The organism is Enterococcus florum, assembly GCF_004309355.1.
GTDB classification, from domain to species: domain Bacteria; phylum Bacillota; class Bacilli; order Lactobacillales; family Enterococcaceae; genus Enterococcus_A; species Enterococcus_A florum.
Map to the genome: position 1 here is coordinate 13451 of NZ_BJCC01000005.1, position 15867 is coordinate 29317.

Consider the following 15867-nt stretch of genomic DNA (forward strand, 5'->3'; position numbering starts at 1 on the left):
CAGTATTTTCTCTATAAATAGCCTACAACCTGAATGATTTCATCTTGACTATCATGTACTGTTTGGCGCTTTTTCAAAAAATCTTTGCCTACTTGAGGAAATAGTGCATAGATCAACACATCCTCATCATCATTTGCCAGTTCTCCGATGTCATTCTTCAATTGCCCAAATTCAGGTGCGATGTGATCGGCTGGCCGATCATTTATCACTTCTCTGTCGCCAAGGATCCCTTCACGAAATGTCTTTTCTACAGGAACAGGTGCTTTACCATATTCACCAGCAAGATATGCTTTGATTTCATTGGAAACCATTTTGTAAGCCTCGCCAGTAATCACGTTCATCGCTGCCTGTGTTCCTACCATTTGGCTCAACGGAGTTACTAATGGTGGATACCCTAAGTCCGCTCTTACTTTGGGAACCTCCTTCAAAACGGCCTCATATTTGTCCAACGCATTGGCTTGTTTTAATTGTGAATACATGTTTGACAACATGCCGCCGGGAACTTGGTAAATTAAGGCCCGAGGATCTGGAGTCAACATTTTAGGATCCAGCTCACCACTTTCTAAATAGCGATCCTTTACTGCACGAAAATAATTGGCTGCTTCTTCCAATTTTTTGAAATCCAGCGTGGTTTTGTATCCTTGTTCTTCAAATGCTATTGCTATCGCTTCTGTAGCTGGCTGACTCGTTCCTTCGCTGAAAGGAGAAAGTGCCGTATCGATTCGATCCGCTCCAGCTTTAACTACCGCCTGATAAGTCATTGCGGCAACTCCGCTGGTACAATGGGTGTGAACAGTAATAGGAAGCGAAATTGCGTTTTTCAATTTTTTGACTAGCTGACTGCCTTTTTCAGGGGGCAGAATTCCGGCCATATCTTTGATACAGATAGAATCCGCACCCATTTGTTCCATCTTCTGAGCAAGTGTTACATAATAATCGATCGTATGAACTTCACTGATGGTGTAAGCCAGCACCAATTGAGCTTCTTTTCCCGTTTGCTTTACTGCTCGCAAGGCGGTCTCCAAATTACGGACATCATTCAGAGCATCAAATATACGGAAAATATCAATTCCACTACTTGCGGCGTGCTGGACAAACCTTTCAACGACATCATCGGCATAATGCCGGTACCCAAGCAAGTTTTGACCTCTTAACAACATTTGCAAAGGGGTATTGGGCATCTGCTTCTTAATCGTTCGAAGTCGTTCCCATGGATCTTCTTGAAGAAATCGAATACATGAATCAAATGTTGCACCACCCCAACATTCAATCGAATCAAACCCGATCTCATCTAATACGGAAAGGATCGGCAGCATATCTTCTAATGTTAGGCGCGTCGCCATCAAACTTTGATGGGCATCGCGCAGGACGGTTTCGGTTATTCCGATTCTTTTGCTGTTCATCTTTTCTCCTTTGCTTACTCAGCTAGTTTTCTTTAGGTAATTCGTTTATCGATTCGATAAAACGTTTTTTAAACGTTAAAAATTCTTGTATGTCCATCAAAATATGGTATAAGCGAGCTTTGCTGTAAAATTCTGTTTGTGTTTGCGGTAATTGATCATGCGAGATATTGTTGACCAGATGTTCGAGGTGCCTCAATTGTTCTACAGGATGATTGGATTCATCTAAATATTCTCTTATATAGTTAAAATATTCAGCGACAATCTCTGATTCCTTGTTTGTTGTTCGAAGTTTTTTCAACTCATAATGCAAGTTGTGCAATATTCCGCACTGTTGCGTTCGCATCTCAAAATATTTACTATAATAATCATCAATTTCTGGAAGTCGGTTTTGCTGGTATTGAAAAGCAAATGTTCGGAAGGAAGCCAGCGCTTTTTCCAATTCACAAATTTCATTCCAAACATTTGTCGGGGATACTTCATTCTTTAAGTAGCAAGAGAGCTTGAAAAGAATTTTTTGAAAGCTTTTCTCCGTCTGTTCAAGACAATGATCCAATGCCTCTCGTTGGTTTTGATGGTCGTGAATCTGATTAACCAAAATGGCAATCCCCATACCAATAAGCAATAACAGGAATTCATTTTTAAGGACTAGGAAATTGATTCGATCCTGAATCAACAAATGCGTAGCAATAACTGCATTTACAGATAAGGTAGACAGTAGGCTTAGACAGGTCGAAAAAAAAGCAATGATCATAATGACAATCCCAAATGAAACCCAATTCTTCTGAATACACTCAAAAATGAGCCAAGAAATAAGAATCGTTACAAAAAAGGTCAGAAACCGATGAAAACATAAACGTTTTGCTTCGACTTTTGTTCCAGTGATTGTCAACAAGGTGATGATTCCTGCCGATGACACAAATTCTAATCGCATTTGTTCAGCTAAAAACATCGCTAAAGCACTGCCAAGTCCGATTTTTATGCCATGAAGAAACTTATTTCCGATGTCAAAATGAGTTGGGATTTTCATTCAGTATGCTCCTCTTACGTGGTCTCTCGTTCAATCAACGTGGACTGAAAAACAACATGCTGCAAACAAATTTTCTTTTTCTCAATCGTCTCAACGAGACCTACCAACATCTGCGTCGTTCGTATTCCCATTTCAATAGCTGGAACTTCTATTGAGGTCATAGCCGTTTCCAGACAACCTCCTATAGAATGCCCGGTAAGACTGATCAGACGTACATCATCTGGAATTTTTCGCTCCGCCTTTTTTAATGCTCGAATGGCTCCTAATCCTTGCATATCCAAAGAAGTCATAACTGCCTCTAATGTAGGGATTTCCGCAAGAAGCTTCTTCGTTACCTGAAATCCTTCATCAAAATGTTGAACACCTCTCAATTTAGACTCAAATACATATTCACATAAATTGTATTTTCTTATCGCTTTTTTATACCCTTTGTATCTCTCTTTATAAGGTTCTATTTCCATTGGCCCATTAATAAATCCGATTTTTTTGCATCCTTTTTTCACCAAATAATCCACAGAATTGTATCCGCATTCAAAGAAATCGGCAACAACGCTGTCGATCCCTTGATCCTGCTTACGTATCACCTGTAAAATAGCTATATTTGAGCTTCGTATGTCATGCAGCAGACGGTTGTTTTTCCCAGTACCTGCAATGACAATGCCGTCAACCAGACCATTACGCATTCTTTCTAAATATTCTTTCTCAATTTCAGGATCATCTAAAGTATTACAAACCAGTACACCATACCCTTGCCTTCTAGCTTCTTCCTCTATCCCTAAAACAATTTCACCAAATAATGAAAAATTGATATTCGGTACCACTACTCCAATCGTATGTCGCTTGCCTTGTCGCAAGCTTTTCGCAACAATATTGGGCATATAGCCCAAGGCATCTACTGCCTGATAAATTTTTTTCTTCGTTTCCGGGTGAACATAGGATTTATTATTCAACGCTCGGGAAACAGTACTGACGTCTACATTGGCTAATTTCGCTACATCTTTTAACGTCGCCATCTCAATTCCTCCTATACAATCGTTTGCACAAATCATTGTATCATATCAGGAAAAATGAAAGAATGTGCTAAAAATCCCTTTACCTGAAAGACAAAGGGATTCACGACGTTAATTGATGATCGATTCGATTAATTGCGGGATTGATTTCATCAATGCTGAGCCTGTCATAAACAATACAAAAAGATAACTGATTGTCATACAGATTTGTAATAGTCGAGGCTCTTTGAACCCTTTATTCACATCTTTTTTCCAAATCATCAAGGTGATAAATAATCCTGCAACTGGGGTGGCAACAGAGGTGGCAACATTGGCAATGTAAATTAGTTGAACCGGTGATCCATTAAAGCTGAAATTGATCGCAGCTGCAATCAATATCACGATCATTGAACCCCAGCGAACCCCTTTGGATTCAAGCGATGTATCTTTATCAAGACCTGCATTTAAAAGGACTACTCCACGTTGCGTATTCCCTAACAGTGAAGAAAATCCTGCGCCTAACAGTGCAATACCCATAATGTATTTCGCTGCCTTGCCCATAATAGGTTGCAACATTTCTGCAAGCTGTGCAGGAGCTGTGATACTTTGGCCTGTAGGATTTAGCACAATTGCTCCTACTAAAATAATTGCGCCGCTGATTAAGATGACACCGAGAATATGGGCAATGGAATCCGCTACCATTACACCATTGAATAGATCTTCTTTTTTCCATTTCTTTTCCAGGCCCAGATAGGTTCCATAGATCCCTGTCGTTAATGAGGCATTGGTACTAATAAAAGCCAAGACGACTGGTAAAGCCCCTTCTGGTACTTGCCAATGAGTGACAGAATACATTACCTGCCCGCCATCTGGACCACCCGTACCAATCAATGTAATATAAAAGGCTAAAATCATTCCGAAAATACAAAGCAATATTCCCTTTTCGATTTTTGAATATACACCTTTTGAAAAATAGGCATAGATCAAAATACAAATCATGATAATCGCACCTAATTTCCAATTAATACCAAAAATCAAATTCATTCCAGTACCCGTACCGGAAATGTTTCCTAAAGTAAAGAACATACATGCCAAAAAGGTTGCTACCCCAACAAAGGCAGCCGCAAATCGACCATAATAATGGTTGATTGCGTGAATAATTGGCATTCCTGTCAGCATCCCAATGCGATAAGTTGTCAGCATAAAGGTAATCCCCATAAAAGCAATAGGAATCATCAGCCACAGTAAGGAATACCCATAACTAGCCCCAATCATTGAAGCAGTGGTGATGGCTCCAGGGCCAATCACCACGCCGGTCAGAACTATTCCTGGACCAATTTTTTTCAGCAGCTCTAAAAATGACAGTTTCTTTACTTTTGTTGGATCAAAAGCATCACTACAAACCATGTTATTATTTTCTTCCATGTTTATACCTCACAATATTGTTTGTCCAACTTAAAGCTTTTGTATAACCTTGATTACAAACTTACTTTTCCAGCATCGCTGCCTTCTAATCCTTTTTTAACCCAATCTTTTTCTTCTTGGTCTAACGGTAAAACAGGCTTGCGCATTAAAGCGTTCTCAAAAATTCCACGCTGTACTAATGCTTCCTTCAAACGAGCATGGGCCTCGCCAGAAGGCTGACCGCCACCATAAATGGCTTGTGAGATATGGAAGATTCTATCTGAATGTTCCCGCAACGTATCGATTGGTGCATTTGCTTTGAAAGCTTTCCAAGCATCGCAGATCATTTCTGGAACACAACCGGCAAAGCCAATCAATGCACCATCCATTTTAGGGAACCAAGAGGTACATAAGGTTTCATCGTGACAAGTAATCAATGACACATCTGGACATTCTTTACGTAAAACGCGAATATCATGTTCATAAATTGCTGTTACCCGTGTGCCCATCTTAATACATTTCACATGATCAATTTCTTTACCCATTTTCACTAGCGTTTCAACTGGATAAAAGGCTTTAGATGTTGCTGGGTAAAGATGGATAATAATATCGATATCTGCACCTTCAGCTACATCTTTTACATAATTGAAAGGCGCATCTGTACTCATGCCAAAACGTAACCACATATGTGGAGGCATCAATAAGATTCCATCTGCTCCAGCTTCCTTAACTTCTTTAGCCATTTCGATTGACTCGTTGGTGTTTTCGCAATTAATTCCCGAAATGATTGTCATTGTTTCGCCAACTTCATCTGCCACGACTTCAACGACACGTTTTCTTTCTGCGCGTGTCAAGCCAGTGATTTCGCCAGTATGTCCGTTGCAAACCAGACCTTGGATTTCGTCAAAAGTAGATAACCATTTTACATATTTTCTCAATAACGGTTCGTTGATCGTTTCATCTTCATTGAAAGGAATTGAAATAGCTGGGAAAATCGTTTTAAAGTTTTTTTCTTTGACCATGTGTGCTTCTCTCCTAAAAATAAATTTTTACACTTAAACAAATGCGCGCCATTGTTATGGTGTCACAGATGAATAGGGGTGAAAATAGTCATTCATCTTGTTGAGATAGTTATATCATCGAATAATACCGCATACAACTTTTTCCAGTGATCCTACATCAAATTGGATGAAATCAGGAAAAAGGAGGGGTTTATGCAAAAAATTGCAGAAATACCACCAATTTTTTTGCTGATTAGTCACTGCTCACCAAACGGAACCCCTGCAGCCCAAAAGCTGCAGGGGTTCTTCTGGTTTATTATAATTAGTGAGCGGTATTCCTAGAAACAAAAATCGGAATGATTTTTTCTATACCCTAGGCGATCCCTGGAGCCCCTTCCAGTTCCTCTCTTAGCCTTTGCTTGACGAAGGTGCAGCAATGATTACTTTTTTGCCGTACCAATCGGCTTTGTATTTGAGCTTTTGAGTGAATCGTGCCCAGTCGGCGTTGGTGAAGTCGTTAGTGTCATCAATCTGCGGCTCAGCCTCTACATAGATCAGGTCAAAGTCGCGCATCAGCCGGATGGATAATTCATCGATATAGGCTTTCTTTTGATTCAATTGCTGCTCGTATAATTGCTGGACCTTTTGTTTTTGCTTTTGATAATTTTTGGCCTCTGCTAGTTTAACCTTGCGGCGTTTGGCTGATTTCCAGCGGCATTTCAGCTTGCGTTCAGCTTTGGCGGTCTTGCGGGCCAGCTCTGCCTGGCAAAATGGCTCGATCGACACGTCAGCCGATAGTTCCGCCAGCTGTTCGGGACAATAACTGATTTCTACGCTTTTTCCAGTGGCTGGCAGCGACTGGATTTCCTCGCGACAGAGGATCGATACGTAAAAATCTCGGTTGTTTCGGGCTGAAATGGTCGCTGACTTGATCACGCCATTGATCGGTCGATGAACATCGACAGCCACTAAGGTTTTCAGCTTCGGCAGCTTTAGTTTGCCCTCTTTCAAATAGATCGTATGCTGTTGGTTATTGGTAGTATACGATTGCGAAGGGCTTTTTTTGCTTTTCAGCTTCGGATAGCCGGCCCGGCCCTGGAAAAAATTGGTAAAGGCCCGCTCCAAATTTTTCTGGGTGTTGGCCAGCGCCAGACTATCGGTTTTTTTCAAAAATGGATATTGCTTTTTCAACTTCGCCGGCGTTAGTTTCTCCGACTTTTCTCCCCCAAGTTGGCGATGCATCAATATCATATTGTAAGTAAAACGGACACAACCAAAGGTCTCAATAAAAAATCGCTGCTGCTCCTCTGTCGGATACAGTCGAAATTTATAAGCCTTTAACACCTTCATTCCATCACTCCTTTGCGATGGGTTACCCTTGTTTCATTGCTAGCTTTTCTTGGTAATGGCTGATTTCATCTTCAGCACAGTACACATAGTGCCCCTCTGCAATCTCATGCATAGAGCGTTCACAGCCGTCCTCTGCCTCCGGTACATATTTGATCCGTGTGCGGGAGCGTTCGTAATCTGGGTCCGGCCAAGGAATCGCAGAAAGCAGACTCTCTGTATACGGATGAACCCCGTGATGATAAATCGCGTCGCTGGTTCCGATCTCCAACAGCTTGCCGTGGTGCATCACACCGATGCGGTCGCTGATGTGCTTCACCATTGAAAGGTCATGGGCAATAAAGAGATAGGTCAGCTTTTGCTCCTCCTGCAGGTCCTGCAGCAAATTGACCACCTGCGCCTGGATCGATACATCCAACGCAGAGATCGGCTCGTCACAGATGATAAATTTGGGTTCGACCGCCAACGCACGAGCGATTCCGATCCGCTGACGCTGTCCGCCGGAAAACTCATGCGGGTAGCGGGTCCCGTGATTTGGATTCAGCCCGACTGTTTTCAGCAGCTGGTCGACCCGTTCATTGCGTTCCGTATCTGTTTGAGCCAAGCCGTTGACATCGATCCCTTCGGCAATGATGTCTCTAACCTTCATCCGCGGATTTAATGACGCATACGGGTCCTGAAAAATCATTTGGACTTGGCGGCGGAATTCCTTCATGCCTTCCTTGCCAGAGATCTGCATGACGTCTTGTCCATCAAAATTGATTTCTCCGCCAGTTGGATGATTCAGTCGGATGATCGTACGGCCGGTCGTGGACTTTCCACTGCCAGATTCGCCTACTAATCCAAAGGTTTCCCCCTCATAAATGTGAAAACTGATATCGTCGACCGCTTTGACTTCGTCTTTTCGTCCGACGTTAAAATATTGCTTGAGTCCTTGAACATTTAATAATACTTTTTTCACGCTTTAAGCCCTCCTACGCCGATGCATGTTTCGCTCGGAATTTTTTCCAGCGAATCTCGATTTCCTTGGGCGGTGTGACCGCCGGTGCTTGAGGTGCCAACAGCCAAGTTGCGGCTTTATGCGTTGGCGACACTTCGAAGAATGGTGGTGCTTCCTCGGCATCGATCTTCAGCGCAAATTCATTCCGTGGATAAAAGGCATCTCCTTTTGGCGGCTTTAAAAGGTCCGGCGGAGAGCCTGGAATGGCGTACAGTCGGTCATTCTCAGCATCCATGGTCGGCATCGACCCCAGCAGTCCCCATGTATAAGGATGCTGCGGGTTATAGAAAATTTCTTCTGCGGTTCCGATCTCAACGATTCGGCCGCCGTACATCACGGCTACCCGATCGGCGACATTGGCTACGACACCTAGATCGTGGGTAATGAAAATGATCGAAGAATTGATTTTAGCTTGGATCTCCTTCAGCAATTCCAAAATCTGCGCCTGAATTGTCACATCCAACGCTGTCGTCGGTTCATCGGCGATCAAAATTTTCGGGTTGCAGATCAACGCAATCGCGATCACGATCCGTTGACGCTGTCCACCGGAAAATTGGTGTGGGTAGTTCTTCAAGCGTTTCTTCGCATCCGGAATTCCCACCAGCTCCAACAGCTTCAAGGCTTCATCTAAGGCTTCTTTTTTTGAGATTTTATTATGGATGATCAGCGATTCCGCCACTTGCTTGCCAATGGTCATCGTTGGGTCCAGAGAGGTCATCGGATCCTGAAAAATCATCGCGATGTCTTTTCCTCGGATCGCCTGCATCTCCCGCTCGGATTTTTTGACGATGTCTTCGCCTTCAAACAGGATCTGGCCGCTGTCGATATTGGCATTGCTGGCCAACAAGCGCATGATCGTCCGGGTAGTCACGGATTTTCCGCTGCCGGATTCACCCACGATCGCCAAGGTCTCGCCTTCATGCAGATCGAAACTGACGTTGCGGATTGCGCGAACTTTTCCCGCGTACGTATCAAATGAGATCTCTAAGTCATTTACTTCCAAAACTTTTTTCATACTTATCACTCTTTCATCTTTGGATCAAAGGCATCCCGCAAACCGTCTGCCAATAAGTTAAAGGCAATCATGATCACCGACAGCACAGCTGCTGGGATCAGCATTTGATAGGGCAGATACAAGAAGGTTTTGTACCCTTCATTCAACAGTGTCCCTAACGAAGCAGTCGGCGGCTTCAAGCCAAGTCCGATAAAGCTCAGGAAGGCCTCAAAGAAGATCGCGGAAGGAATACTGAACATCATCTGAACGATGATCACGCTGGATATATTCGGCAAGATATGCTTAAAGGCGATCTTGAAGCGACTCTCCCCTAAGGTCATTGCGGCCAAGATAAATTCCTGGTCCTTCAGCTTCAAGGTCTGTGCCCGAACAATCCGCGCCATCGAGATCCAGTTGGTCACCACCATCGCAGCGATGATCGACCAGATGCCCGGTTCGAAAACCATCAGCATCAAAATCATCACGACTAAATTAGGAATTCCAGAAAGAACTTCCAGGAAACGCTGCATCAAGGTATCCACACGTCCGCCCAGCAAGCCTGAGATCAAGCCGTAGGTCACACCAAAAGTAATATCCAGCAACGCTGCGATAAAGGCGATCAACAAGGACACTCGCGTTCCCATCAGCAAACGGCTCAACAAATCTCTACCCAGATTATCGGTCCCGAAATAAAAATGAAGATTTTCTGGTACGTTGGCTTTGGCATATTTGTCGACCAGCTCTCCGCCGACCATCGCTTTTCCGTTTAGACCGTCAATATTCAATCCCGGAATTTTAGGCGGCAGATTGATGTAAGCCATGTTCTGCTTCGTCGGATTGTGGGGCGAAACAAAGATCGACAAGACCGAAATGAAGATAATCAATGCTAACAAGACCATACAAAAGACCGCAGCCTTGTTCTTTCTTAAACGACGCCAAGAATCCTGTAGAAAATTCAGCGAAGGCGCTGCGATCGCTTCTCGTTCTTCTACCGTATTTTTGACTAATGGTTCGAATTGACTCGCCGGAATCGTGGTGATATCCCTTGTTTTTTGGTTCGCTTCCATTAGCCACGACTCCCTTCTGATACACGGATTCGCGGATCAACCACGCCATACAGCAGATCGACGACTAAAATCACGAACACCAGCATCGCCGAATAGAGGATTGTGACAGCCATGATCGTTGGGTAATCGTTGGTCATGATCGATTTCACGAACTGCTCACCGATTCCCGGGATGGCAAAAATATTTTCTACCACCAATGAGCCAGTCATCAAGCTGACTGCCAAGGGCCCGATCAGTGTCAATAAGGGGATCAAGCTGTTGCGCAAGCCGTGTTTGTAAACTACCTGCCAGCGGGTCAAGCCCTTTGCCCGTGCCAGCTCCACATAATCACTATGCAGCACCTCGACCATCTCGGTTCGAATGAAGCGGGCCGAATCGGCCAAAGGCGACATTGCCAACGCTAGAGTCGGCAGAATCGTATAAGCAAAGGATTGCCAACGTGCGATCGGTAAAAGTCCTAATTTCATCGCAAAAACGTACTGCATCAAAACGGCAAATACGAAGTTTGGGATCGAACGTCCCAGGATGGCGATCAGTGTCGCCAAGGTATCGACGATTGTATTTTGTTTCATCGCCGAGATCGCTCCGAGAATCGTGCCAAAGACAGTTCCAAAAAGAATCGCTTGTCCGCCAAGCTGCAGCGATGGTCCGATCCGGCTGCTTAAAATACCAGAGACGGCTTGGTTCTTAAATTGGAAGGAAGTACCGAAATCTCCTTTTAATAAATTCATCAAATAAATACCATATTGGGCAAACACCGGCTTGTCCAGTCCTGCTTGTTGATTCAGGATTGCGATTTGTTCTGGACTCAGCTTCTCTTGATTGGCATACGGCGAACCCGGCAATAATTTCATTAAGAAAAATGTGATGGTTGCAATCAACCACAAGGTAATCAGCATGTAAATCACACGCTTGATAAAATATTTGGCAAAACTGTTCACTCTCTTTTTCCTCCTAAGTCTGAGCATTTTGACTTCTAGAGAATAATTCTGTAGATTAATGGTGACACTAATCTGGAAAGGATCTTCCTATGCGTATCAAAACTAGTACCTGGATCATCAGCGGCATATGTGCAGCAGCAAACTGCCTTTGGCTGCTGGTTCGTCAGCGTTTCAGCCTTTTGAATCTATCCAACAACTTATTTCTCACCGCTTTGTTCTTTGTGATCATCGGGATGTTGTTGTGGATTTTTTCAACGGGATTCTTCGATCGGTTCCAAGCCTCCCTGCGTCACATCTTCAGACGCGCCTCCGCAGATGCTGCTCCCCTATCAGAAGCAAGTGCTGGCAGTGCCAGCTTTTGGCTTCAGCCCGCAGTCCTCTTACTGATAGCAACCTTTGTTGTCTATGGACTTTCACTTGTATGAAAGAACAGGCTGAGACGCGTCTCAGCCTGTCGTTCCATCTTCAAAAACTTACAGCTATCTGATCCTGCTATTTTTAATCCTGCAAAGCAATGTCCGAATTATTCTTCGATCGTAACCCACTTGTAGTCATATTGAGCGCCGGCTGCGTGAGCAACAACACCTTTGACTTTTGGATTGCGCATATGAGACTCAGCTTTTTGGTAAAGAGGGATCATTCCTTGTTCTGCCATGATCACTTTTTCTGCTTCGATCAGATCTTCCCAACGCTTTTCAGGGTCGTTGGCATCTGTCGTTGCAGCTGCATCTACCAATTTGTCGTATTCTTCACTGCTCCATTTGCCTCGGTTATAAGAGTTTCCAGTTGTAAATAGGTTGATAAAGCTTGATGCATCCGCGTAGTCAGCACCCCATCCGCCGATTACCACATCAAAGTCGCCTTTGTTTGAGCGATCCAAACGAACAGACAATGGTACTGGCGCAAGACTAACCTTCACACCATCCAATGTGCTTTGAAGTGCTTCTTGTACATATTCCATCATTTTCTTAACAGAATCGGTATCAGAGGCGATGATCTCAAAGTCTAATGAATCGATGTTCAATTCTTCTTTGGCTTTTTCCCAATGCTCTTTGGCTTTCTTCTCGTCGTGTTCCAGTACAGAGCCTACTGCTTTCGCAAAATCTTCGCCATCTGGAGAAGACATCGTTTTTTCTGGCACCAATCCAGTAGAAGCGATCGAACCGTCGCTCAAGATTGAATTTACCAATGCATCGCGGTCAATTGAATAAGAGATCGCTTTACGCAGGTTTTCGTTTCTAAACGGAGAATCCTCTTCGATCTGGTTCATTTCCATGTAGAAGGTCGATGATTCCGGTTGAGAGACAAACGCATCATCATTGGCTTTTTGTGATGCCAACTCACCCGTTAATACGATGTCGTCTGCTTGTCCATCTTCAAACAAGTTCAAGGCAGTTGATACTTCTTTCACAACGCTGACGTTGATCTTGTCTAATTGAACGGTATCTTTATCCCAGTAATCGTCATTCTTCACATAAGCCCATTCTGTATCTGTTCCAGGTCCGTCAAATTCACTCAAAACGAATGGTCCATTGTAAACGGCATTGTCGCTAGTTTTTGCAAAATCTTTGCCATGTTCTTCAACCACAGATTCTTTTTGCGGGAAGAACGATGGGAATGCCAGCAGGTAGTCAAAATAAGGCGTTGGATTTGCGAGTGTGATCTCAAGCTCATGATCACTTACTGCTTTGATTCCCAACTCTTCTTTGTCTTTTTCACCCGCGGTGATCTCAGCTGCATTTGCAACTGGTTCAAACATGTATGCATACTCAGAGGCAGTATCTGGATCGACTGTTCTTTGCCATGCAAATACGTAGTCATCCGCTACGACATCAGAGCCGTCTGTCCATTTTGCATCTTCGCGTAATTTTATCTTATATGTTAATCCATCCTCAGAGACCTCTGCTTCCTCAGCAGCGCCTGCAGGTTCTGGAGCACTCTCTTTGTCTAGGCGGTAAAGCCCTTCATATACATTGTTAATAGCACTGAACGCATACATATCTGTTGCTATAGATGGGTCCATACTTGGCAATTCCTGTTGGATCACTACATTGAATTCTTTTCCTGATCCTGAACCACCTGAAGCAGATCCTCCATCCGAATCAGTGCTTCCGCCACCACCGGTTGAACAACCGGACAATACAATCCCGCATACTGCGAGAAAACTAAACACTCGCTTTTTACTCATAATTTTTACTCCTTACCCTATGCTTTAATTTTCAGAAGATTTTCTACTTTCTGAAGTTGAGTAAATTTTAATAAATAATTATTAAAAATGCAACTGCTTTCTCATTCAAATGAGAAAATATTCATCTTATCTTTTTGCATGAATAGCAAATATGAAACCGCTTATGACCAGATATTCTACCTTTTATCAAAAGAATTCTCTGATTTTTGTCAGTGGCTCATCCAAGTCTAAACCATTCGAATCATTAGCTATTTATGGTTCTTTTCAAAGATGAAAAAGCTGAAAATCATTGCATTTTTTCTTATTTTCAAACAACCTCTAAAACTTTAGTCAAAAAATTTTTTTATTTAAAGCGAACGATTATCACTCTGGATATCGAAAAACACCAGAAAATTTTTAACTCTGTCTATCCTAAAAAAAGAAGATGTTTTTCAACACCTTCCTTTCAATCTAAACAATTTCTATTACATCCTTTTCTGAATCCTCTGAGTTCTCATTCGCATCATCGATGATTTCTGAACCTTTCTTTATTTTTCCGCGTTTCACTATACCAACTTGCATCACAATACAGAGCAGCATCAGTGTTCCTACGAAGATTTTTGTCCACCATGAACTTAAGGTTCCTTGAAAATCGACCATTGTTCGAATAACTCCTGCAGTCAGTACACCAACAAATGGTCCAAATAAGGAGCCTACACCTCCGGTAAGCAAGACGCCCCCAATTACACAGGCTGCGATAGCATCCATTTCCAACCCTTGCGCATGTAATCCATAACCGGATAACGTGTAAAAGGTAAACATGATCCCGGCAAGAGAGGAACTAAAACCAGAAAAGCTATAAACCAGAACCTTGACTTTTTCCACAGGCAGTCCCATTAGCACAGCGGACTGATAATTGCCTCCCATAGCATACACCGAACGGCCAAATCGAGTAAAACGTGAGATATATACACAGACAACTAAAAAGACTAAAGCAATCAGCACATTGAGTGAGATAAAATATCCCGGCAGCAAATAGATCTTGAACTGGGAAATTGCATGAAATGTATTATCAGTAATCGGAATCGTTTTTACATCAATTAAGTAGCAAACGCCTCGAGCAAAAAACATTCCTGCTAAGGTGACTATCCACGGATGCAGTTTAAAGTATTGAATCAAAAAGCCCTGTAAGGTCCCAAAAACACAGCCTAACAGCAAGCAGATGAGAACGACCAGAATCGCTGGAGCCCCTGCTCGCAACAGACCTGCAGCAACCATACTGGTCATAGCGATTACGGCTCCCACAGATAGATCGATTCCGCCGGTTAAAATCGTAAAACAAATCCCGCAAGACAAAACGATCAAATGAGCATTACTGATCAGCAAATTCAAAACTACTCTTAGAGACAAAAAATTCGTATACATGACAGAGCCTAAAATGAACAACAATAAAAAGATACCGAGAGCAGCCAATAATGGCAGTTGACTCGTTTTTAGTTTCAACTTATTTTTCAACTGAAGCACCTGCTTTCTTTAGAGAAATTCGGGAGGTCCACTCTTTGGTTCGATCAGAGGACAGCAGCACGACAAAAATGACAACGATTGCTTTGACCACCATAATCGTTTCTGCCGGAACACCAAAAGTAAAAATGGTAGTTGTTAAGGTCTGAATAAACAGTGCCCCAATCACGGTTCCTCCTAGGTGGAATTTCCCACCATCCATCGAAGTTCCCCCCAGTACGACGGCCAAGATAGCATCCAATTCCAGGTTCAGCCCATTGTTATTCCCATCCGCACTGGATACATTGGCGCTTTCCATCATCCCTGACAGTGCCGCAAGAATACCGCAAACAATGTAGCAGAACCACAAAATTTTTCTCGTATCGATCCCTGCATAACGCGCGGATTCCTGATTGATTCCCACCGCTTCAATGCCTAAGCCTAACGACGTTTTTCGAGTCATTAGATAAATCACAAAGGTGACAGCTACCATAACCAGTGTTGCAAAAGGTACCCCAAATAAATACCCTCTGCCTAAGAAGGAATACACTGGCGAAGAAATCGTTAATATCTCACCATTGGAAATAATCTGTGCCAAGCCTCGACCGACTGTCATTAAAATCAACGTAGCAATCATCGGCTGAAGATTCAAGCGGGCAACCAGCAACCCATTCCACATGCCACACAGCATTCCTGCTAAAAGTCCTGCAGCAATTGCGACTGGCACTGCTACATTGGCTGTTCCTAAAAGATAAACGGCGACCATCGCTCCTAAAGCACTGACTGAACCTACGGAAATATCAATTCCCCGAGTTGCAATCACAAGGGTCATTCCCAAAGAGACGATCACTAAGGAGGCTCCACGGTTTAACACATCAATCATCGATCCGTATAAATGCCCATCGGTAATGGCAATTTTGAAAAAGCTCGGGGAAAACAGCAAATTAAACAGCAGAATCATCACTAACCCGATAATCGCCCAAAGTTCCTTCATTTTTAATAATTCCCTGAATTTATTCTTCATCGT

The 15867-nt window shown here is 43.2% G+C and carries 15 protein-coding genes; 2 read left to right on the top strand and 13 right to left on the bottom strand.

Annotation, left to right across the window (positions count from 1 at the left end; all coding sequences use genetic code 11):
* Positions 1-11 precede the first annotated feature (11 nt).
* The 5 genes from NRIC_RS02570 to NRIC_RS02590 form a co-directional block, all read right to left on the bottom strand.
* The gene (locus NRIC_RS02570; RefSeq protein WP_146621139.1) at positions 12-1403 is read right to left on the bottom strand and encodes an oxaloacetate decarboxylase subunit alpha; all 1392 of its coding nucleotides are present in this window, start codon (positions 1401-1403) and stop codon (positions 12-14) included.
* Positions 1404-1425: 22 nt separating this feature from the next.
* On the bottom strand, positions 1426-2430 hold the full coding sequence (locus NRIC_RS02575) for an aromatic acid exporter family protein (RefSeq protein ID WP_146621140.1): 1005 nt from the start codon (positions 2428-2430) through the stop codon (positions 1426-1428).
* 14 nt (positions 2431-2444) lie between these two features.
* Entirely contained in the window at positions 2445-3443 is a 999-nt protein-coding gene (locus NRIC_RS02580; RefSeq protein ID WP_146621141.1) for a LacI family DNA-binding transcriptional regulator, read from the bottom strand.
* Between the two features lie 108 nt (positions 3444-3551).
* Positions 3552-4844: an Nramp family divalent metal transporter gene (locus NRIC_RS02585; protein ID WP_146621142.1), complete on the bottom strand. Its 1293-nt coding sequence runs from the start codon at positions 4842-4844 to the stop codon at positions 3552-3554.
* 53 nt (positions 4845-4897) lie between these two features.
* On the bottom strand, positions 4898-5845 hold the full coding sequence (locus tag NRIC_RS02590; RefSeq protein WP_146621143.1) for a dihydrodipicolinate synthase family protein: 948 nt from the start codon (positions 5843-5845) through the stop codon (positions 4898-4900).
* Positions 5846-6037: 192 nt separating this feature from the next.
* On the opposite strand from NRIC_RS02590, the gene NRIC_RS19655 reads away from it, so the two are divergent.
* Complete coding sequence (locus NRIC_RS19655) at positions 6038-6166, top strand: hypothetical protein (protein ID WP_265416096.1); 129 nt, start codon at positions 6038-6040, stop codon at positions 6164-6166.
* 66 nt (positions 6167-6232) lie between these two features.
* On the opposite strand, the gene NRIC_RS02595 is transcribed toward NRIC_RS19655, so the two are convergent.
* From NRIC_RS02595 to opp3b, 5 genes are read right to left on the bottom strand one after another with little or no spacing between them, the layout of a single operon-like run.
* Positions 6233-7174 carry an RNA-guided endonuclease TnpB family protein gene (locus NRIC_RS02595; protein WP_146621144.1) on the bottom strand — a complete coding sequence of 314 codons (942 nt, stop codon included), beginning with the start codon at positions 7172-7174 and terminating at the stop codon, positions 6233-6235.
* A 22-nt stretch (positions 7175-7196) separates the two neighbouring features.
* Entirely contained in the window at positions 7197-8132 is a 936-nt protein-coding gene (locus tag NRIC_RS02600) for an ABC transporter ATP-binding protein (RefSeq protein WP_146621145.1), read from the bottom strand.
* A 13-nt stretch (positions 8133-8145) separates the two neighbouring features.
* Positions 8146-9186: an ABC transporter ATP-binding protein gene (locus tag NRIC_RS02605; protein ID WP_146621146.1), complete on the bottom strand. Its 1041-nt coding sequence runs from the start codon at positions 9184-9186 to the stop codon at positions 8146-8148.
* A 5-nt stretch (positions 9187-9191) separates the two neighbouring features.
* Positions 9192-10232, bottom strand: coding sequence for an oligopeptide ABC transporter permease (gene opp3C / locus NRIC_RS02610; protein ID WP_146621147.1), 1041 nt, complete (start codon positions 10230-10232; stop codon positions 9192-9194).
* Complete coding sequence (opp3b, locus tag NRIC_RS02615; protein WP_146621148.1) at positions 10232-11173, bottom strand: oligopeptide ABC transporter permease; 942 nt, start codon at positions 11171-11173, stop codon at positions 10232-10234. The genes opp3C and opp3b overlap by 1 nt, the downstream gene beginning before the upstream one ends.
* Before the next feature lie 89 nt (positions 11174-11262).
* Here opp3b and NRIC_RS02620 point away from each other — a divergent pair, with 89 nt between their 5' ends.
* Positions 11263-11598, top strand: coding sequence for a DUF3899 domain-containing protein (locus NRIC_RS02620; protein ID WP_146621149.1), 336 nt, complete (start codon positions 11263-11265; stop codon positions 11596-11598).
* 98 nt (positions 11599-11696) lie between these two features.
* Here NRIC_RS02620 and NRIC_RS02625 read toward each other — a convergent pair whose 3' ends face one another.
* From NRIC_RS02625 to NRIC_RS02635, 3 genes are all read right to left on the bottom strand, one after another.
* Positions 11697-13361, bottom strand: a complete 1665-nt coding sequence (locus NRIC_RS02625; RefSeq protein ID WP_146621150.1) for a peptide ABC transporter substrate-binding protein — start codon at positions 13359-13361, stop codon at positions 11697-11699.
* Positions 13362-13811: 450 nt separating this feature from the next.
* On the bottom strand, positions 13812-14855 hold the full coding sequence (gene yjfF, locus NRIC_RS02630; RefSeq protein ID WP_146621151.1) for a galactofuranose ABC transporter, permease protein YjfF: 1044 nt from the start codon (positions 14853-14855) through the stop codon (positions 13812-13814).
* Positions 14845-15864 carry an ABC transporter permease gene (locus tag NRIC_RS02635; protein ID WP_146621152.1) on the bottom strand — a complete coding sequence of 340 codons (1020 nt, stop codon included), beginning with the start codon at positions 15862-15864 and terminating at the stop codon, positions 14845-14847. Before NRIC_RS02635 ends, yjfF begins: the two co-directional genes overlap by 11 nt.
* Between the last annotated feature and the right edge of the window lie 3 nt (positions 15865-15867).